Source organism: Paraburkholderia ginsengisoli NBRC 100965, from assembly GCF_000739735.1.
Taxonomy (GTDB): domain Bacteria; phylum Pseudomonadota; class Gammaproteobacteria; order Burkholderiales; family Burkholderiaceae; genus Paraburkholderia; species Paraburkholderia ginsengisoli.
In genome coordinates, this window is the sequence record NZ_BBJF01000008.1 from 86,893 (window position 1) to 106,568 (window position 19,676).

The 19,676-nt window shown below is 58.2% G+C and carries 17 protein-coding genes; 8 read left to right on the top strand and 9 right to left on the bottom strand.

Annotation, left to right across the window (positions count from 1 at the left end; genetic code table 11):
* Positions 1 to 79 precede the first annotated feature (79 nt).
* On the top strand, positions 80 to 391 hold the full coding sequence (locus tag BGI01S_RS16315; RefSeq protein WP_042327000.1) for a hypothetical protein: 312 nt from the start codon (positions 80 to 82) through the stop codon (positions 389 to 391).
* 111 nt (positions 392 to 502) lie between these two features.
* On the opposite strand, the gene BGI01S_RS16320 is transcribed toward BGI01S_RS16315, so the two are convergent.
* Together BGI01S_RS16320 and BGI01S_RS16325 are read right to left on the bottom strand one after the other, a co-directional pair.
* On the bottom strand, positions 503 to 1,921 hold the full coding sequence (locus tag BGI01S_RS16320) for a UvrD-helicase domain-containing protein (protein WP_042327001.1): 1,419 nt from the start codon (positions 1,919 to 1,921) through the stop codon (positions 503 to 505).
* Entirely contained in the window at positions 1,914 to 3,581 is a 1,668-nt protein-coding gene (locus BGI01S_RS16325; protein ID WP_052400489.1) for an ATP-dependent nuclease, read from the bottom strand. The genes BGI01S_RS16320 and BGI01S_RS16325 overlap by 8 nt, the downstream gene beginning before the upstream one ends.
* 553 nt (positions 3,582 to 4,134) lie before the next feature.
* Here BGI01S_RS16325 and BGI01S_RS16330 point away from each other — a divergent pair.
* Both BGI01S_RS16330 and arsC read left to right on the top strand, forming a co-directional pair.
* Complete coding sequence (locus tag BGI01S_RS16330) at positions 4,135 to 5,229, top strand: ArsO family NAD(P)H-dependent flavin-containing monooxygenase (protein WP_042327002.1); 1,095 nt, start codon at positions 4,135 to 4,137, stop codon at positions 5,227 to 5,229.
* The gene (gene arsC, locus BGI01S_RS16335) at positions 5,226 to 5,648 is read left to right on the top strand and encodes an arsenate reductase (glutaredoxin) (protein WP_042327003.1); all 423 of its coding nucleotides are present in this window, start codon (positions 5,226 to 5,228) and stop codon (positions 5,646 to 5,648) included. The genes BGI01S_RS16330 and arsC overlap by 4 nt, the downstream gene beginning before the upstream one ends.
* A 174-nt stretch (positions 5,649 to 5,822) precedes the next feature.
* Here arsC and BGI01S_RS31125 read toward each other — a convergent pair whose 3' ends face one another.
* From BGI01S_RS31125 to BGI01S_RS16355, 4 genes are all read right to left on the bottom strand, one after another.
* Positions 5,823 to 6,011 carry a DNA-binding protein gene (locus BGI01S_RS31125; protein ID WP_232624327.1) on the bottom strand — a complete coding sequence of 63 codons (189 nt, stop codon included), beginning with the start codon at positions 6,009 to 6,011 and terminating at the stop codon, positions 5,823 to 5,825.
* 411 nt (positions 6,012 to 6,422) lie between these two features.
* Positions 6,423 to 7,550, bottom strand: coding sequence for a GTP 3',8-cyclase MoaA (gene moaA, locus BGI01S_RS16345; RefSeq protein ID WP_042327004.1), 1,128 nt, complete (start codon positions 7,548 to 7,550; stop codon positions 6,423 to 6,425).
* Positions 7,551 to 7,625: 75 nt separating this feature from the next.
* Positions 7,626 to 10,103, bottom strand: coding sequence for an arsenate reductase (azurin) large subunit (locus tag BGI01S_RS16350; protein WP_042327005.1), 2,478 nt, complete (start codon positions 10,101 to 10,103; stop codon positions 7,626 to 7,628).
* A 16-nt stretch (positions 10,104 to 10,119) separates the two neighbouring features.
* Positions 10,120 to 10,644 (bottom strand): arsenate reductase (azurin) small subunit, encoded by a 525-nt coding sequence (locus tag BGI01S_RS16355; RefSeq protein WP_042327006.1) that lies wholly within the window; start codon positions 10,642 to 10,644, stop codon positions 10,120 to 10,122.
* Positions 10,645 to 10,820: 176 nt separating this feature from the next.
* Here BGI01S_RS16355 and BGI01S_RS16360 point away from each other — a divergent pair, with 176 nt between their 5' ends.
* Genes BGI01S_RS16360 through BGI01S_RS16375 form a run of 4 tightly spaced genes read left to right on the top strand, consistent with a single transcriptional unit; the run spans position 10,821 to position 14,870 of the window.
* Complete coding sequence (locus tag BGI01S_RS16360; protein ID WP_042327007.1) at positions 10,821 to 11,699, top strand: substrate-binding domain-containing protein; 879 nt, start codon at positions 10,821 to 10,823, stop codon at positions 11,697 to 11,699.
* 10 nt (positions 11,700 to 11,709) lie between these two features.
* Positions 11,710 to 13,167, top strand: a complete 1,458-nt coding sequence (locus BGI01S_RS16365; RefSeq protein ID WP_042327008.1) for a HAMP domain-containing sensor histidine kinase — start codon at positions 11,710 to 11,712, stop codon at positions 13,165 to 13,167.
* A gap of 14 nt (positions 13,168 to 13,181) precedes the next feature.
* The gene (locus tag BGI01S_RS16370; protein ID WP_042327009.1) at positions 13,182 to 14,519 is read left to right on the top strand and encodes a sigma-54-dependent transcriptional regulator; all 1,338 of its coding nucleotides are present in this window, start codon (positions 13,182 to 13,184) and stop codon (positions 14,517 to 14,519) included.
* Between the two features lie 42 nt (positions 14,520 to 14,561).
* Complete coding sequence (locus BGI01S_RS16375) at positions 14,562 to 14,870, top strand: acylphosphatase (protein WP_042327010.1); 309 nt, start codon at positions 14,562 to 14,564, stop codon at positions 14,868 to 14,870.
* 232 nt (positions 14,871 to 15,102) lie between these two features.
* On the opposite strand, the gene BGI01S_RS16380 is transcribed toward BGI01S_RS16375, so the two are convergent.
* Both BGI01S_RS16380 and BGI01S_RS16385 read right to left on the bottom strand, forming a co-directional pair.
* Entirely contained in the window at positions 15,103 to 16,386 is a 1,284-nt protein-coding gene (locus tag BGI01S_RS16380) for an arsenic transporter (protein ID WP_042327011.1), read from the bottom strand.
* Positions 16,387 to 16,543: 157 nt separating this feature from the next.
* Positions 16,544 to 17,059 carry an arsenate reductase ArsC gene (locus BGI01S_RS16385; RefSeq protein WP_042327071.1) on the bottom strand — a complete coding sequence of 172 codons (516 nt, stop codon included), beginning with the start codon at positions 17,057 to 17,059 and terminating at the stop codon, positions 16,544 to 16,546.
* 252 nt (positions 17,060 to 17,311) lie between these two features.
* Here BGI01S_RS16385 and pstS point away from each other — a divergent pair, with 252 nt between their 5' ends.
* A complete protein-coding gene (pstS, locus tag BGI01S_RS16390; protein WP_042327072.1) occupies positions 17,312 to 18,331 on the top strand; it encodes a phosphate ABC transporter substrate-binding protein PstS in 1,020 nt (339 codons plus the stop codon).
* A gap of 269 nt (positions 18,332 to 18,600) precedes the next feature.
* On the opposite strand, the gene arsB is transcribed toward pstS, so the two are convergent.
* Complete coding sequence (gene arsB, locus BGI01S_RS16395) at positions 18,601 to 19,674, bottom strand: ACR3 family arsenite efflux transporter (RefSeq protein WP_042327012.1); 1,074 nt, start codon at positions 19,672 to 19,674, stop codon at positions 18,601 to 18,603.
* Between the last annotated feature and the right edge of the window lie 2 nt (positions 19,675 to 19,676).

Sequence of the window (19,676 nt, forward strand, 5' to 3'; positions counted from 1 at the left end):
TGCTGACACGCTTCAGGTGCCCCCGTCTCAGCCCATACCCGGACGGGGACACCTGAACACCAGCACCCAAGGAACAGCAATGTCAGAAATCACATCAGGCAACGACAACAGCGAAAGCATGTATCAAAGCGCATTCGCGCAGTACGAGACGCTTTTGAAGAGCGCGTTTGAAAAGGGTAACTTCCGGGCCGTAATGCAAGCGAGCTACACCGTAGCGGAGAAGTACTTCGAGGCCGCTAAAGCCGCAACGGATGAAAATCCCGAAATCGACGAGCAATCGTTGATGGCAACCGCCTCGCGCTATGTGGCAGAGGAATTCATGCCATCATTGCAAACAGACCTTGACGCCGTCGAGTCGCTTTCGTCGATTCTTGCGAGGGCGAAGGTATAAAGGTGAACCGTGCGCCGCATGTTTCGGCGCACTTCTTCATTATTGTTTCGCGAACTGCGTTGGGCACTAGCACAAGGGGTTCGTGAAACTAACGTTCACCGGGATTCGTCGTTACCCGACTGTGAATGACTGATGTGGCGAGAGCACTCGCACGGACCGGGTCGCCCGAGTTAGCGCAACATACCATTCGAGCTTAGTCCGGCACGCGTCGGGCGTTATAACGACGTGGTCAAACTCCAGTCCCTTCACTAGCAGCGTGCTTCCGACGGAACGGTTTCGCACGATTCGGCCGCGTTCGCGCCGCGTGTTGGCAACTTGCCATGTCGCATCTTCAAGTGAGAGACTGGGATTCTCTACGCAAAGGCGTAAAGAGGCCTTAATCCCGTAAACGAGTTCCGGCCGGGTGACCGTAACACCCGCTTCGTGTTCGATGCACTGCAACGCATCGACTACGTGACGGAAGGATGCATCTCGCGCAACCGCGCAAAGCGCAATTTCCGCAGGAGAGGCGGGAATGCGCTGGCGCCCCGGATTTGCCAACAGACTTTCGACTCGTTTCCTTTTCGGTGCAGCTTCGGCTCCAGCGAATGCCGAGCTTGCAAAACCAAGGACGGCCGCCACACGCTCGATACCCCCGGTGTTTCGCACGGAGTCGTAGAAGTCCCGCTCGCATCTTCCCGATACCGGTTCGACAGTTGTGCCGCCAATTGTCTTCGCCAGCTTGGCGCGACGCACCGCGTCGAAGCTGGAATCGAGCACCGCCATCGTCTGTCCGGGCTGTTGTGAACGAACGAAACAGAACTTGCCCAAATCAGTGACCGGCTGTCCAACCTCGCACTGCACCCACTCGACGGATTGCGGCACATTGGTCAAGTCAATCTTGCCTGCCTGAATTCCGGGTCGCGCTGAGAGCAGCCAGGCACCCAGTTCGCCATTGTCCACGGCATTCCAGCGATGCGGAGTTGCGAGCTGTCCAGCTAGGGGAAATTCAGGAAGTGTGCGCGTGTGCCAGTCGACGACGCGGTCAGTTCGGGTGAAGCCGAATATAGCCTGCAAAGGGTCGCCAAACACGTAGCAGCGCATCATCCGACTTAGTGCGCATATCAGTCGATGCTGAGACTCCGCGCAGTCCTGATACTCATCAACCAGCACGCCATCGTAAGACGCAGCGAGGACGCTCTGGACCGCGCCGCTCTCGACGAGGTCAGCGGCAGCCTGCTGAACTGTCGACCAATCGTTTTCCTTTGCCGTCCATTGAGTTGATAGATGCGAATTCTCGGGAAATGCGCGCGCCCAGCGGTGAGACCACGCTGATATCGTTTCGACTTGAGCCTTCATGTCAGGCACTGAGTACTTCTTCAGTCGCTTCCGGATTGCGTCAACGCCCGCGACCGTATGCGTAAGTACGAGCCAGCGCCCCGGAAGGGTGCCGGCTACAAGCGCAATCTGTTCGGTCTTTCCCGTACCGGCAGGAGCCTCAATGGCTCCCTTTCGCGTTGCCAGCATTTGCCCGACGGCGACCTCAATCATTGGCCGTCAACCAGTTAGTGAGCAATCGCAGATGACCATCGAGGCTGCCCTCGCCCAGCAGGTCAGCCGTGGACAGAACCTTCGAACCAATTTCAAAACAAAGGTCGAAGTGGTTCTTAATCCACTTCGACCTGTTCGCCTGGCCTCCAATCGCCTGCACTGCAGTCGGGTTCGAAAGATATGGTGCAACTTCATCGAGGCTGTTGAACGTGGCTTGCGCCAACCGCGAGAGCTCCTGTAACAACCGGGGAAGGGTGATACTTTCGGCAATCAATGCAAGCAGGTCGCCCAACAGAGCGACGGGCAGCCCGCAGAACAGCTCCTCTTCAGTGCAGCGCGACTGGCCCCATGAGAAATGACGAACGCCGCACGTCACCAGTTCCTCGAACGTTTTCTTGTCCATCGGCCGGTCACTGTCGGTAAGCACCGCCGTGCGATAGCCCAGTCTGGCGAAATGCAGTGCGACGGCGAAGACCGTTGGGTCACCGCCACCATCTACGAGAGCAACGCCGCTTGCCTGAAAATTTCTATCCGTTCCTTCGGCAAAGCCTTTCAGCAGGCCGATTTCCGTTTGACCCTCACAAACGAGCACCGTCTTTCCGAGCAAAGCCTCTCCCTTGTCGCGAACGTACCGCTTCGCTTCAAGGACCGGCGTTGCGGTCGTCGCTGCCGGCGAAATTTTTACGGTGCCGTCATGCCCATTACGTCGGCAGACAAAAACTTCGTCATAGCGCACCTCGCGCAGAACCGCCGTCGAATGAGTCGTAACAAACGCTTGTCCGCTGCTGGCGACGCGCTGACGCAAATGGCTGACAAGAAGTGAAATGCGATGAGGCTCCAAGCCGTACTCGAGTTCGTCGACGAGCAGGAACTGTCTCCCGGCAGATTCAGCGCTCTGCAGTGCGGCCACCGCCAGACGAGACGAACCCGTTCCCATGCAACGCATCGGCACATTTCCATCATGCAAGGCCACACCACTTGCATTCATCGAGAAGCTGGTGTGGTCGAGATTTGCGACCAGTCCGCTCCGCACACTAACGCCAAGCTTGGCGATATCGGGTGCGATGGCGTTCACTACATCGGAGAACGCCGTGGCACTATCGGCCGCAAAGTTATCGCGTGCTGACCGTAGCAGCCCGTTGAGCGTCGCCGGTAGCTGTTCGGGGTGTGAACCGACCCGTTGAAGGGACGAGCCCCGTCCCCAAGAAAGATGGCGGTCGGCATACACGCCGAGCCTTGCCGGAGCCATTGCCTTGCGGTCCGCAAAGCTCAGACGCCGGGACTTGTCCACGATACCGTTGCGCGAAACGTAGATTGACCACGACGGCTCGAGCGTACTGTCGACGTCAAGCTGCAGGATTAGTACTGGCTTGACTCCGACATGTTCCGCCGGTTCAGGAGTCCACTGTCCGGTGGCCGCATTCCATCCCGACAGCAACAGGCCGTACCGGTCGTCGCGCAGGAACTCGGCGGGAAGCCCAGACAAGACTGCACTTATCGAAATCGCCTTCGAGGTGTCAGTTTCGTAGAAGTCGAGGTCATCGAAGGTCGCATTCTGGCGCTCGGCAAACAGAAGTTCCAATGCATCAAGGATGGTCGTCTTCGCGCTGTCCCCTGGGCCAATCAAACAGTTGATGCCCCGCGCGGGTCGCCAGCCCAAGCTTTCGATGCCTCTAAAATGACTTATCCACAAGCACTCAATATGCACTGGCAATATCCCCGGATGGTCAATAGACGGACGAGCGCCCGATTGTCTTTCGGTTTGAATACTGCCACATCGCGGGAACTATGGGACGAGAATAGGCGCCCGTCGTGAGGGCTATTGGCGCCTCCACGCCCAAGGTCCAACGAGGGATTTGTTCGCACAATGTCCTTGTCGTATCCGGAGCCCCGGCGCTGTCGCAGCGCCGGGGCGAGTTCATTGGCCCAGTCTGGCAGATGCCTCGAATCCATCGGCTGTTTCACGCGCCGCATGTGCTATCTGGGGCAACAACTTCGTGAGTTCCTGCTGAGCAATGCGTTGCTCGGCGCGTGACATGGTGTCCATGTCGGCATGAAGCTCGGATGCACGTTCTATGAGCAGCTGCAAACGTGCAGCAGACGGCCCGAGGCCGTGCGTAATCTTGGACAGGTCAGATATCACTGCTCACCTCGCGTGTCGCATTGACCGCAACATATCCGGTATTATCGAAGTATCACCTGGTCGACCTTCCATGTCTAATACCACCGTTCCCGAACCCAACCAGATAGAAGTGGCGATTGTCGGGGGCGGTCAATCCGCTCTGGCCGTTTCCTATTTCTTGCGCCGCGCCGGTATCCGGTACACCGTGCTTGACGACCAGCCGGAGCCTGGCGGTGCTTGGCAGCATGCATGGGATTCGCTTCGCCTCTTTTCTCCCTCCCAGTGGAGTTCATTGCCGGGCTGGCTGATGCCGGGTACCTCAGAGCAATATCCGTCGCGCGACCATGTCATTCGCTATCTCACTGAATACGAGAAGCGCTATGAGATTCCGGTTCAACGCCCGGTGGAAGTGGCGTCCGTATCGCGACGTGACACGGGACTGCTCATATCGACGGACAAGGGTGAATGGCTGGCAAAAGCGGTTGTCAGTGCGACGGGCACATGGGGCGGCCCCTACATTCCGGACTATCCAGGACAGGGCAGCTTCGAGGGCGAACAGTTGCACTCGGCGCATTACCGCAATCCGGATACGTTCCACGGAAAGGATGTGCTGGTTGTAGGCGGAGGCAATTCCGGGGCACAGATACTCGCCGAACTGTCGCAGGTCTGTCACACAACCTGGGTTACGTTGGAAACGCCAACCTTTCTGCCTGACGAGGTCGACGGACGTGTTCTCTTCGAGCGTGCGACCGAACGATGGAAAGCGCGTGCGGAGGGACGACCGGACCCTGCGCCAAGTGGAGGCCTGGGCGACGTGGTGATGGTACAACCCGTACGGGAAGCGCGCGAACGAGGAGTGCTGCATTCTGTGCGCCCGTTCTCGCATTTCACGGTGGATGGTGTCGTGTGGAAAGACGGTTCGCACGCGCACGTCGACGCCGTTATCTGGTGTACCGGCTTCCGTCCCGCACTCGAGCATCTACGGCCGCTGCACATTCTCAACGACGCAGGCCGCGTAGATGTCGTTGATGGTCGGGCGTTCCAGGAACCGAGACTTTGGCTGGTCGGGTACGGTGAATGGTGCGGCTTCGCTTCCGCGACGCTCATTGGCGTGATGCGTTCAGCGAAATCGGCGACAACTCAGATTGACCAATATCTAACTTCACTTGAGGATTCGAAACCATGAGCGTCACGATTTACCACAACCCGGAATGCGGCACCTCGCGGAATACATTGGCCATGATTCGCAACGCGGGCGTCGAACCAACCGTCATTGAATACCTGCAGACGCCACCGACCCGCGAACGGCTCGTGGAGCTTATCGGCAAGTCGGGTCTCAGCGTACGCGACGCGTTGCGGCAAAAGGGTACCCCCTACGCCGCGCTTGGCCTTGACGACCCGCTGCTTAGCGACGATGACCTCCTCGACGCCATGCTGGAACATCCGATTCTCATCAACCGTCCGTTCGTGGAGACACCGCATGGCGTACGCTTGTGCCGACCGTCAGAAGTGCTTCTCGATATCATGCCTGAGGCCCGGAGTGTGCCGTTCACGAAAGAGGACGGTGAGGTTGTTGTTGATGCGCAGGGACGCCGCGTCAAATAGCCGAACCGCCTCGACGGCGGCACGACACGATGTTCCATACCTGCGTGCCGGACGGGAAACGGTGGCGTCATCGATGCGATATCAGCCTCCGATAAACGACATCTTCCAGCACCGGTGAAGCAGGAAAGTCGGCACCATTCATTTGCTGAGACACGGTCTCGTCAATCGAGTCTGTTAGTCCTTCGCTTGTGCCTTGCGCACACGCGCTTCGGCGGACGCTCGTGCACGCGCGCGCCCCAGGTCGATAGCCTTGCGAACGTCCATTTCAATCGCGCCACGGTCATGTTCCGGGGCGGCGAGTTGGGTCAACTCTCCATCGCGGAGGATAAGCCATAGCGCGGTTGCCACGATGCCGATGCTCACTGAAGGGTCTCCCGCCTCAAGTCGCTGCAGCGTGGGAACTGTGACTCCCATGCGCTTGGCCCAGGTTCTCAGGGATTCTTTGCGGCGCAAACGTGCAACGGCTAAGTCGGACCCTAATTTTTCGATGGCTCTAAGGGTGGCGGGAGGGAGTTGCTGAAGAGCACGAGAGGTCTTTGGCATGCAAATAGATTGCATCAATTGTGGCATTTTCGTCTACATCTATTTTCACATCGGAGAACTTCCATGCATGGTCTGTCGTCTGCTCGTAGACCGCGACGCCGTCGGGAAAAGTCTGTGTATGAAGTGACTGGATTAGCCCAGTACGCTCTCAAGTTCGCGTAGACGACGGCACGACACGATGCTCCATGTCTGGCGTACCTGATGGAACGCGGAAGGGGCCTAGACGCGACGTCAGCCGCCGATGAACGACATTTCGACTTTGGACTGGTCGTGAGCGGCGCTATTTTCTCCGCGCTGTTCTGAATAGCGGTCGACACGCCGCATCCACAGTTCAGCTACCAATCGGCGTAATGTCTCATCAGTGCACTCGTCTCGTACGGGCGACCGAATGTCGAGGCCGTGTGTGGCAAAGAGGCACGTATAGAGCCGACCGTCCGCAGACAACCGTAGCCGCGTGCAATCCCCGCAGAAAGGTTGAGTGACGCTCGAGATGACGCCAATCTCTCCTTGGCCGTCGGCATAGTGGAATCGCATCGAAGTGTCCGATGACTTGTCACGACCGGTCGGAACCAGTGGGAATACCGAGTCAATGCAACGGACAACCTCCGACGAAGGCACTACGGATTCCACATTCCACCCATTGCTCGTGCCGACGTCCATATACTCAATAAAGCGGACCTGCACGCCGCTCCCACGAAAGCGTCCGGCCACGGGCAGAATCTGTGCGTCGTTCACGCCGCGCTTGACCACCATGTTGACCTTGACTGGAGCGAAGCCGACTCGCAGCGCGGCGTCGATTCCTTCGAGCACGAGCGCGGCGGGAAAACCTACGCCGTTCATACGCTGAAACACAGTCTCATCTATCGAGTCGAGGCTGACGGTGATACGCTTCATTCCCGCGTTCCTCAGCGACTGTGCCTTGCGACTCAGCAGCGAGCCGTTTGTCGTCAGCGTCAGGTCGATATCTGCGCCGCAAGGCGTTCGCAGTCGAGCCAGCCGTTCGACAAGATATTCAAGGTCCTTTCTCAGCAATGGCTCTCCCCCCGTGAGTCGAATTTTTTCAACACCGAGGCCAACGAACACCCGCGCAACGCGCTCAACTTCCTCGAAGCTGAGCAACTCACGCCGGGGCAGAAATGCGTAGTCCTTGCCGAACACCTCCTTCGGCATGCAGTAGACACAACGGAAGTTGCAGCGGTCCGTAACCGAAATGCGCAGGTCTCGCAACGGGCGATGGCGCGTGTCACGAAGCGGTAACTCAATTGCCGCGCAGTCTGACGCAAGCAAATTGCGCCCAGGCGGGTCAGCAGCGCTGACTTCCACGAGCGGGATGACTCGTCCCAGTGTGAATGCCTTCATCGCAGCTCCACTCCCACGTGCGGATAGCCGCCGGCTCAGAAAGAGTACGGCCGGCGATGCGCCGGCCGTCGTCACCTATGTATAACGGCGACTCTTGAAGCTGACCGTTTGCTTGTAATCCTCCATTGACCCGACGCGACGGATGTTCGCCCACGTACCCTTGTAGTACGGAATGATGTTGCGGTCCGTCCATGTCGTCGTGACGTTGTCCTGGATGCCGTTGATGTGACCGAACACCATGAAAGTCTGGTCATGCTTCTGTTCGGCTGCTGGATATGCCATTGCGTACGTGGACCCAAAGTCGTTGAAGACCTCGACGATATCGCCAGCGCCAATTCCGAGCCCCTGCGCATCGTCCGGGTTAAGTTCGATATAGGCCATCGGGTCACGAGCGCGGACGAATTCGTTGTACTGGTCGTGGTACACCGTTTGCCAGACTTCGTTCGTGCGGCCGTTGTTAATCCAGAAGCGGTATTTGCCCTTCTGGTCAGCAACCGTCTTTGGCAGACCCGGCCACGGCGAAGGCTTGAACTGGGCCTTGCCGTCCGGCGTATCGAACTTGCCGTCCATGTACATCATCTCGGTACCGACCAGCTTGCCGCCCTCCCACGCCTTGGCAGGCAGTTGCACCCCGTTGTTGGCCATCACGCGCAGCCGTTCGTAGGTGACCAGATTTCCGGTATCGCCGCCTTGGCTATCTATCTTTTCCACTCCCGGTTGCCCGGCACGACGGAATCCATCGTTGAACGCGTCCTCTTCGGTCTTCCAGTCGAAACCGTCGAACCGCGCGGCCATCTTCGTGTTGCCATCTTTCTGATACATGGCTCGCAGCGTGTTGGCGACGCGTGCGGCAATGAGACAGTCTGGCAGCGCGCTTCCGGGCGGGTCCATGAACCGTTCGGACAGGCGCATGCGGCGCTCACCGTTCATCGACGTCAGGTTCATCTCGCCGGGATGAGTCGCAGGCAACATGAGGTGCGCGGCCTCTTCGAGCTTGGTCGGGTAAATATTGATATTCGCGACGAACAGGCCGCCCTTCGTCGTCGCATCGTAGATGATGTCGACCATTTGTTCCGAGGTCGCCCCACGGGCGCGCTGCATCGCATCCTTCACAATTTGCGAGCGACGCAAGACCACTTCCCGTAGTTGCTGTGCGTTGTTGCTAGTCTGGAAGTTGTTGCACGCCCACCAGGTCATCATCCGCCCCTTGCCGTTGATGAGCTCCTGGTCGATGTATATCTTCTTGTCGCCCGGATAGGGTGGGCGCGTATAGCCCTCCTGGTGCCCACCCATGCGTACGCAACCGGTACCCCGCCGTCCGACATTGTGAGTGGCCAGAGCAACGTCCAGTAGCGACGACTGAATCAGATAGTTGTCGTTGCCCCAGATGATGCCCTTTTCGTAAGTATGCATCGTTCTCGGAAGCTGGCCCGGCCCCTTCGGCTTATACGACCATTCCGCTGCGGTCTGAATTTTCTCAACCGGTACGCCCGTGATTTTGCTGCACTCGTCGAGTGACAGCTTGTTGGCCTGGACAGCTGCGTCAAACCCATTCGTATGGGTGGCAATGAAGTCTTTGTCAATCCATCCCTGCTGGACCACGTAGGTAAAAATCCCGTTGAACAACGCGATGTCCGTGCCCGGCTGGATATCCAGATGCAGCACGTTGTCCTTTCCGGCTACCTGCTCGGCGACCGCGACGGTAGGCGTACGTCGCGGGTCCACGAACACGACTTTGGTCTTCGGGAACGCCTCGCCAGGGAAGCGCTGCCTTTTCTTGTCGAGCGTCCCGCCCTGCAGGTTCGGCACCCAGTGATTCAGAAAGTAGTTCGTCTGCGTTTCGTACGAATTTGCACCGATAGACCAGATGACATCAGCCAGTTCGGCGTCCTCGTATGAATTGTTCAGTTCGCCAACACCCATCTCGCGAGTCGCGTGGCACTCCGAGTTGTACGCCGGCCGGTTATGGATTCGCACCATCGGCGTTTGCAGCGCAGTAAACATCAGCTTGCCGGAACCCCACGTATTTTCGAAGCCACCGCCTGCACCACCGTGGTCGAAGGCAGAAAAGACAATACCGCTTGGACCGTCCTTGTCGAGTACCTTCTTCATCAGGCCGGCGTAAAGCGCCATCGCCTGGTCCCAGGTCGTATCCACCCACTGGTCGCTTAGATAGATGCGCGGTTGTCTCAGCCGCTCCTGGGTGATTCCGTCCGCCGCGTACATGTACATCGCCATCTTGCCGCCGCGTGTCGAACTCAAGCCACTGTTCACGACGCAGTTCTTGTCCGGAACAATCATGATGGTGTGGCGCGAGCCATCGCGGTCGGTGACCACGTTTTCCATGGCAGGCGTCATGATGAGCGAGAGTGGCGGCACCTGTTTGCGAAAATCAACACCGAGCGCATTCTGGTTGGGAGCGCGCCCACCTTCCTGGTCTTCCGGCCATTTGTACACGTGATATCCGCATCCGACGATGCAGAAATGGCAGGTCATGTTGGTTCGCTGGGCCGTGACCGGCGGTAGCGCAATGCGGTCCTTATCGGTAGGCATTTTCAGCTCCTCGAACTCAGAGAACGTTGGCCTGGCGGCCGTATATCAAACCTTCCACGCCGACTGCTGACACGGTGCCTGACTTCTCGTCATACTGAAGCCGCACCCGAGGCAGATTTTCGGTGGCCTGCCCAACAATCATCTGGCCGGCCTTTTCTGCGTCGAACATACTGAAGTGGCAGGGACACTTGAAGACCTTCGTCGTCGGCTCGTAGACAACGGGGCAGCCCATGTGCGTACACATGGTGCTATAGGCGACGATGTCCCCATCGGGGCCGACGCCACCCGGAACGCGGCTCCCAAGCTTGAGAGCTGTGCAGGGTGATGCAGCATCCGGATAGGTGAACGTAACAGGGGCGTTGACCGTCATGCGTCCCACCTGTCCTACGGCCTTTTTCGGGTAAGGGAGCTTCGTCTTGCTGGTATCCACGGGGTTTGCGGCCGAGGCCACGGTGGGAACCAGAGCAGAAGCGGCGGTTGCGGCAATTGAGCCGCCGCCCAACTTCAGGAATGTACGACGCCGGATTTTGAGTTCTGACATGGTCTTCTCCTCGCTTGAATCTTGCTCGTGTAGTCGTTAGCATCGGTTCAACGGCAAGACGTATGCCAAGCGGTTCGACGTCCGCCGGAAGGCTTGCGCACCGTAGGTGTGAATTCAGCAGACCTGATGGACGCCATTACCATCCGGTAACGGTTCGTGACGGGGAGTGAGCCGTTATGTCACCAATTCGTAACATCCGGCGGCGGCAGGTTCTACGCTTCGCGCTAGGCCTTCCCCTGCTCTCGTCCTTCAAGCTTGCGACTGCCGGCGAAAGCCCGACGGTTGCGTTCGGCACGACTGCCGTATTCCTCGATAACGAAATCAGCCTGCTCGACCGTTGGAGCCGCGAGCTCGGGGAGGTATGCAACTCTGATGTGAGGTTTGTGCAGCGCAATAGCTATCGTGAGATTGATGACCTGCTTGCTGAGAATCGGCTCGATGTGGCGTGGGTATGCGGGTTTCCATACGTCACCAACTCACAAACGATGCGGTTGATGGCGATACCAGACTATCAGGGTAAGCCGCTTTATCGTTCATATCTGATTGTCCCCAGAAACGATACGCAGACCACCCACATCACGCAGCTTCGAAACCGCGTGTTCGCATTCAGCGACCCGCAATCAAATTCCGGCTTCCTGGTCCCGACCACGGAGCTGATACGTGCAGGTATCCGGCCGACCAGCTTCTTCAAGAAGTCCTTCTTCACGTATGCGCACCGAAAAGTCGTTGACGCAGTGACGACCGGACTTGCGGATGCGGGCGAGATTGATGGATACGTCTACGACACTATCGAGAAGCAGTACCCGGAACGTACCCGCGACGTCCGGGTGGCGTGGCGTTCCCCCCAGTATGGCTTTCCACCGATTGTGGCGCGCCGCTCGCTCGACGATGAATCGTTTCTTCGTATCCAGCGCGCACTGCTTGGGATGAAAGACAGGCCTGCAGCTCGGGATGTGCTGCAGCGATTGAACCTTGATGGCTTCGTGCCGGACGACGACAAGCTGTTTGACGGCATACGCAGCCTGGTTGCCATTCTGAACTCCGGGCCGGTTTAGGGCCGCGCAGATGCTGTCCCATCTCAGCTACCGCTACAAGATTCCGCTCGCGCTGAGCGCAGCCATCCTGCTGACGGAAATACTCGTGACCTTCGCGCTTGTAAGCGTAGCGGTGTCGGATGCCAGAAATGACCTTGAAAGCAGCGCTCAGAATCTGTGCCGCGTTCTTGCATTGTCGGTTCGCGACCCAATGGTCAAGGACGACCTGTGGCGCGCCTTCGAAGTGATTCGGACGCCGGTGGCGGTCAGGGAGCCCTCGAATCCGCTGAAGGAAATCGTTCTGTTCGACTCGAAGGCTCGGGTGTACGCCTCGACCTCTCCCCGAAAGGAACCTGTCCAGCGGCCGGTCGCCCAGCTTCCTCCCCAGTTCGGTACGGTCATCTCCCATCTGGGCGGCTCCGGTGACCCGTTCTTTTTCGACTTTCCGGGATTACTCGCGAGCCGCGACGTCACCGCCGGCATGCCGGTGAATTCGGATGACGGAAGCCGCCTCGGTTATGTGGTGCTGGTCTATGACGCCAATACCTTTTACGACCGTGTACGGTCAACGTTGCTCAAGCTAGCCGTGGCGACGGTGCCGGCCTTGCTACTGCTCATACCGTTGGGCTGGGTCTGGGGCGACCGGATGGCGAAACCGCTCCTACGCCTCGCAGCCGCCATGGGCCGCATTGGGAAGGAGCACCCTGAAAAAGTCGGCGCGGGTATCACAGCCCAAGGGAACGACGAGATAGGTCAACTGGAACAGCAGTTCCAGGCCATGCTCGCCGAACTGGCGCAGAAACAGGCATTGGAGCGCGAAGTGGTTGTCTCCGAGAGACTCGCGGCGGTAGGCCAGGTGGCGGCCGGCATCGCGCATGAAATCAACAACCCGCTGGGCGGCATGCTGAACGCCATAGATACACTCAACACACATGGTGAACCCGACGCTCAAACCAGAAAGACGTTGGGCTTGCTCGAACGCGGTCTCGCACAAATCCGCGCCACGGTCGGCGCGTTACTGTTTGAGGCTCGCCTCGATTCGCCGGCAATGAGCCTGTCGGACTGGCAGGATTTGAAGCTGTTGATTGCGCCGCAGATACAGGCAAAGCAGGCAGCGTTTCATTGGGAAATTGAACTGGACGAGGCGATTGGACTGCCCGCGCATCTGGTGCGCCAGCTCGTTCTAAATCTGCTGCTCAACGCAGTGAAGGCCGTAGAGGTTGGCGGACGCGTTGACTGCCTGGTCGCAGTCAACGGACTTGGACTACAAATCACGGTATCGAACACGGGTCAACACATATCCGGCGTGGCCATGGAGCATCTATTCGAGCCGTTCGGGTCGGTTGCGATAGCCGAGGGCCGGCGCTCGTACAGCCTTGGCCTGTGGGTAAGCTATCAAATCGCGACGCAACTTGGTGGCACAATTTCAGTCGATAGTGCACCGGGGCGAACGTGTTTTGCAGTGCTGTTACCGGTTACTTCTCCATGAAACAGGAGAGCATCATGTCGACCACGCTTATCTGTGTCGTCGAGGACGACCCCATCATGGGTGAGTCATTGGCTGACCGCTTCCGTCTGGAAGGTTTCGACGTGGACTGGCATACCGATGGCGAAACCGCCCTGGATGCCTTGCGGAACCGACCGTATCAGGCCGTCATCAGCGACATCCGGCTACCCGACATATCTGGCGAAGAACTGTTTTCACGTTCAATGGCCACGCACATATCCGTGCCGCCATTTGTGTTCATCACGGCCTACGCGTCGGTCGACACGGCGGTGTCTCTCCTGAAGAGCGGCGCCGCCGACTACATCACAAAGCCGTTCGACATTGGCGCACTCGTCGACAAGGTCAGACTTCTCACAGGAACGGGAATTCCTGACCAGGCCATGCCGGCACAGAGCGAGCTGGGTGTGTCGGAGGCGATGCGGCGTCTTGCGGACCTGGTACCGAGAGTTGCAGGTCGGGCCAAATCGATTCTGATTACCGGCGAATCGGGTGTCGGCAAGGAAGTGCTTGCGCGGTTCATACATCGGCATGCACCCGGTGAGACGTTTCCGTTTGTCGCAGTTAACTGTGGCGCCGTCCCGGAGACGCTTCTCGAGTCCGAATTTTTCGGACACGAGAGAGGAGCCTTCACTGGTGCGGAGCGACAAAAGAAGGGGTACTTCGAGCAGGCCGAGGGTGGCACGCTCTTTCTCGATGAGATAGGCGACTTGCCTCTGTCGATGCAGGTGAAGTTGCTGCGGGCGCTGCAGGAGCGACGCGTCACGAGAGTCGGCGGTGAGAGAGGATTCGAAACCACCTTTTGGCTGGTCTGCGCGACAAATCGGGACCTCGCGGAACTGGTCCGGGTCGGGAAGTTTCGGGAGGACCTCTTCTATCGCATCAACATCCTCCAGCTACGCATGCCTGCACTTCGCGACAGGCCCGACGATGTTTTATGGCTTGCGCACCGCTTCGTGCGCGAAATCGCCACCCGGCTTGGCGAACCGACGAAGCTGTTCCACCCGTCGGCCGAAGCGCGACTCGCGACCTACGGCTGGCCCGGGAACGTGCGAGAGCTGCAGAACCGCCTCGAGCGCGCGTGCATCGTGTGCTCCCGCAACATGCTTTTCTCCTCCGATATTTTCGAGGAGGACGGGTCCCAGGCTGCGGCAGCGCTGGATATGGACACTCCACTCGACGGCTACATGACTGCATGCGAAAACGCATTCATTCGTGCGGCTCTGTTGCAGCACCAAGGCCACATTTCCGAGACCGCCCACGCCCTTGGCATTTCCAGGAAGAGCCTGTGGGAGAAAATGCGAAAACATGCGATTGCAGCCGAACCGCTTCATTGAACCGCCCTCGAGGGTGCATCAACCTGCAACTGGAGTACGCCCATGGAATCTCACGATAAGGACGAGCCGCTTGAGACCCGACTGGTTCAGGTCCGTGGCCAGGTGCAAGGCGTGGGCTATCGGGAGGCCTGCGTACGTCGCGCGAGAGAACTGGGCGTCACCGGTTGGGTCCGCAACCGCATGGATGGTTCGGTAGAGGCGATGTTGCAGGGCTCGCCGGAGCAACTGGCGGAGATGTGCGCCTGGCTCAGCGAGGGCATGTCCGCAGCGCTTGTCGACGCGATTGAGGTAACCGAGGTGCCCCCACCGTTTGCCCGCTTTGACAGCTTTGAGCGCATGCCCACCCTGTGAGGGCACGCAAAGTGTCGAGTTTGGAACTTTTCCGTCTTCCTGTATTTCCAGTGCACTGTGGCTGTCCCCGTCAGCGTAGCCGGCCGAGCACGCCAGGAACATATGTCAGGCGCGTTCGTCAGGCGGATAAAATTCATCCCCACTCGGAGACGCGTCCTGGAATCCCAAGTCCTGCCCCCGGGGCAAATACATTGAAGGCCTCGCTTGCCGGCTACCTTAGTCCCGATTCGCATCAAAACTGCAGTCGCACCGCCAGGGCCGCCAAGGTGACAACCAAGATGGGCAGCGTTAAGACGATACCTGTCTTGAAGTAGTAGCCCCATGTGATTGTGACGTTCTTGCGAGCCAGCACATGCAGCCACAGCAGCGTCGCAAGGGACCCGATTGGCGTTATCTTCGGGCCGAGGTCGCTGCCAATCACGTTGGCGAACACCATGGCTTCCTTAGCGATTCCGGTGGCATTGCTTGCATCGATAGACAACGCACCCACCAATACCGTCGGCATGTTGTTCATGACCGACGATAAAAATGCTGTGAGAAGTCCTGTTCCGAGCGCTGCTGCCCACACGCCATGCGCTGCGAGGTAACTAAGAATTTGTGCAACGTAGCCCGTGAGCCCCTGATTTCTCAAGCCGTACACGACGAGGTACATACCTAGGGAGAAGATGACGACTTGCCACGGGGCTTCCTTCAGTACCTTTCTGGTAGAAATAATGTCACCCCTTCCTGCGACGCCCAGTAGGACGGCCGCACCGACAGCGGCGACAGCGCTGATAGGCACTCCAACGTGCTCAAGACCAAAAAACCCCACTAGCAGCAACGCCAAAACCCACCAGCCTGCTCTGAAGGTCGAGGCGTCTCGAATCGCTTCTCGAGGTTGCTTGAGCTCAGCCACGTTGTACGCTGCCGGAATATCGCGGCGAAAATAGAACAAAAGCATCGCAAGTGTCACGGCAACGGCGACGATGTCGACCGGCACCATTACGCTTGCGTACTCGCCGAAGCCGACTTTAAAAAAGTCTGCTGAGACGATGTTGACCAGGTTCGAAACGACTAGCGGCAAACTTGCCATATCTGCGATGAACCCCGCAGCCATGACGAACGCGAGAGTCGCGGCTGGACTGAATCCAAGTGCGAGCAGCATGGCCATGACGATGGGCGTCAGGATAAGTGCCGCGCCGTCATTTGCGAACAACGCCGCAACAGCTGCGCCAAGCAAAACTAGAAACGCGAACAACTTGCGGCCGCTGCCGTTCCCCCACCGTGCAACGTGCAAGGCGGCCCACTCAAAGAATCCCGCCTCATCAAGCAGCAAGCTGATGATAATCACGGCGATAAATGTCAGCGTCGCGTTCCAGACAATGTGCCAGACCACCGGAATATCTGAGATATGAATGACTCCGGCCAGGAGCGCAACAACTGCCCCAACGGCCGCACTCCAACCGATGCCCAGGCCCTTCGGCTGCCAAATGACAAAGGTGATGGTCGCGAAAAATATCGGTATAGCGGTGAACATTGACAACTTCCTTATAACCACGAATGTTCAGTCGGAGAGCCGGCAGCATCGATGCGGGTGCCTCTCATGCGAGGCACCAAACGACAATAGGCCGGAAGGGCCGATGCCGGCCGGTTCGAGCTGGGTGGCTTTCGCGAACGATTGAGCCCTGCGTTTGTTACTCGCCTTTGTCGCGCAGCGACGTGCCGATGTTCTGCATTTCCTTCTGGACTGCGATGCGGTCCAGCTTTTCGAAGGGCAGACTCGCGAAGAGTTCGATGCGCTTTCTCATTTGCGCAAAGGCCCGCAGGAATGCCTTGCGCTTTTCTTCGTCAGAACCTTCAACCGTCGACGGGTCAGCCACGCCCCAGTGTGCTTTCGCAGGGTGACCGGGCCATATCGGGCAAACCTCGCCCGCCGCGTTGTCACACACCGTGAAAATGAAGTCGATTTCGGGCGCGCCGTCTTTCGCAAATTCGTCCCAGCTCTTGCTGCGCAGACCTTCGGTCGAAATGCCTTGTGAGCGCAGGAGTTCGAGCGCGAAAGGATTCGGACTCGTGCCCGGGTGGCTGCCAGCGCTGTAGCCAACGAAACGGTCGCCGGCGAGGTCGTTGAGCGCGGCCTCCGCTAGGATGGAGCGCGCAGAATTGTGAGTACAAAGGAAGAGTACGTTGTATTTGCGATGTTCGGTCACGAGGTTCTCCAGTCCGATGCCGGACGATGGTACGTTATACATCAACATCTCCAATATAATGGAAATGACATGTCCCGACAAGTGCTACGGGGCGGATGATGCACCGGGAAGGGCTCGGCTCACGAGCCGTCACAGAAATTTCACGTAGCCTCGACCTTGTCACCCGAATGTCACGAACTATACTTAGCATCCCGACAGTCGTAACGTATCTAGTTTTATGGAAATAATACTTACTTACTGAGGATGGTCACAATGAGCAAGCAGTTAGTGCAATGTCTGGCCAGTGCTGTCGTGGCTGCAGCATTTGCGTCGACTGCCTTTGCGGCGGACATCACAGGCGCCGGCTCTACGTTCGTCTATCCCGTCCTTTGGAAATGGGCTGCGGACTACAATCACGAGTCCGGAAACAAGGTCAATTACGAGTCAATTGGTTCCGGCGCAGGTATCGCGAAGATTAAGGACGCGACAGTAGATTTCGGCGCGACCGATATGCCGATGTCCAGTAAAGACCTGAAAAAGGCGGCGCTGGGGCAGTTCCCTACGGTCATCGGCGGGGTCGTGCCGGTTGTAAATATCGAAGGTGTTATGCCGGGCAATATTCGCTTCACCGGGCCGCTTCTTGCCGACATCTATCTGGGGAAAATCAAGACTTGGAGTGACCCAGCCATCACCAAAATCAATCCCGGTTTAAAGCTGCCTGATGCGAACATCACGGTGGTGCATCGCTCGGATGGTTCGGGTACGACGTTCAACTGGGTCAACTACCTCTCTAAGGTCAGTCCGGAATGGAAGAGCAAGGTTGGTGAAGGCTTGGCTGTTGCCTGGCCGGTGGGCATAGGTGGAAACGGCAATGAAGGTGTCGCCACTTATGTGAACCACGTCAAGAATTCCATCGGCTTTGTCGAGTATGCGTATGTCCTGCAAAACAAAATGACCTACGGCTCCATTCAGAACAAGGCCGGCAACTTCATTGAACCGAGCGCAAAATCATTCCAGGCGGCGGCTGCGACGGCTGATTGGACGAAGGCGGAAGACTTTGACCTCGTCATGACCGACGCAACCGGGCCGGAGGCATATCCGGTAACCGCCGCGACGTTCGTCGTCTTGTACAAGCAGCCAAAGAACGGTACGCAGTCGAAGGCGACCGTCGACTTCTTCAAGTGGGCACTGGAAAAGGGGCAACTGCAGGCGCAATCGCTTGGCTACGTTCCGTTGCCGGATGCGCTCGTCAAGCAAATCGAGTTCTATTGGTCAACCAACTTCAAGTTCTGATATCTCGGGTAATCCTTGGCAACGCGGAACGCCAATTCGTGATGCATGTCGCAGGAACGGTGATTCCAAGCACTGCTGAAAAGGTTCGGTCTGGTTCGCGTCAACATGACCGTTCCGTTCATCATCGCCGTGGCGCCCTTATAGCGACCCATCGCGTTGCCGCCGATAATGCCGGTCGGCCGTCACCTTGCCCTAAGCAGGTGCGTTCCGGCGAAACACAACAATGACGGCGAAAGCTCGCACCCGGGAGCGACGGCGCCCATTCGCGGTCACGATGTCCGCTGATACCAGCGGCGGGAAGAGTTGACTACCTTGACGACGGCGAGCATCAACGGCACTTCGATGAGCACACCAACGACGGTCGCCAGCGCCGCACCCGACTTCAGACCGAACAGGCTGATTGCCGTTGCGACAGCCAGTTCGAAAAAGTTGGATGCTCCAATCAGACACGACGGTGCCGCGACATCGTGCGCAACCCCCAGTTGACGATTCGCGAGGTAAGCCAACGAGGCGTTGATAACGACCTGAATCAGAATGGGCACCGCCAACAGCAGAATGACCAGCGGCTGCGCGATGATTTGCTCCCCTTGGAAGGCGAACAGAAGCACCAGCGTCAACAGCAGTGCTGAGATGGAGAACGGACCAATTGTCGCCAGCGCACGCTGGAAATGCTGCTCGCCCTTGCGCAAGAGAATCCTGCGAAGAACCTGAGCGATGATGACCGGGATAACGATGTAGAGCACCACCGACGTGAGCAGCGTATCCCACGGCACCGTGATGTTCGAGATACCGAGCAATAGCCCGACAAGGGGCGCGAACGCGAAAACCATAATCAGGTCATTCAACGCGACCTGAGACAGCGTGAAATACGGGTCACCTTTTGTGAGCTGGCTCCAGACGAAGACCATCGCCGTGCACGGCGCTGCAGCCAACAGAATCAGGCCGGCGACGTAACTGTCCAGTTGGTCCGCAGGCAGTAGTGACGCAAACGCATGCCGCACAAAGACCCACGCCAGGAAGGCCATGGTGAACGGCTTTACGGCCCAGTTGATGACAAGCGTCACGCCGATGCCCTTTACCTGACTGCGCACCTTCCCGAGCGAGGCAAAGTCGATGCGCAACAGCATCGGAATAATCATCACCCAGATGAGAACACCGACCGGGAGGTTGACGTGGGCGACCTCGAGCGTTGATATCGCGTGGACCGCGCTCGGTAGCAACTTGCCGAGAAAGATGCCAGCCAGAATGCACAGCGCGACCCAGACCGATAGATATCGTTCAAAGAAGCCGATGCCTCCGGGCTCGCGGCGGGCAACCTTCGCGGTGGTTTGACTGCCTGCCATGA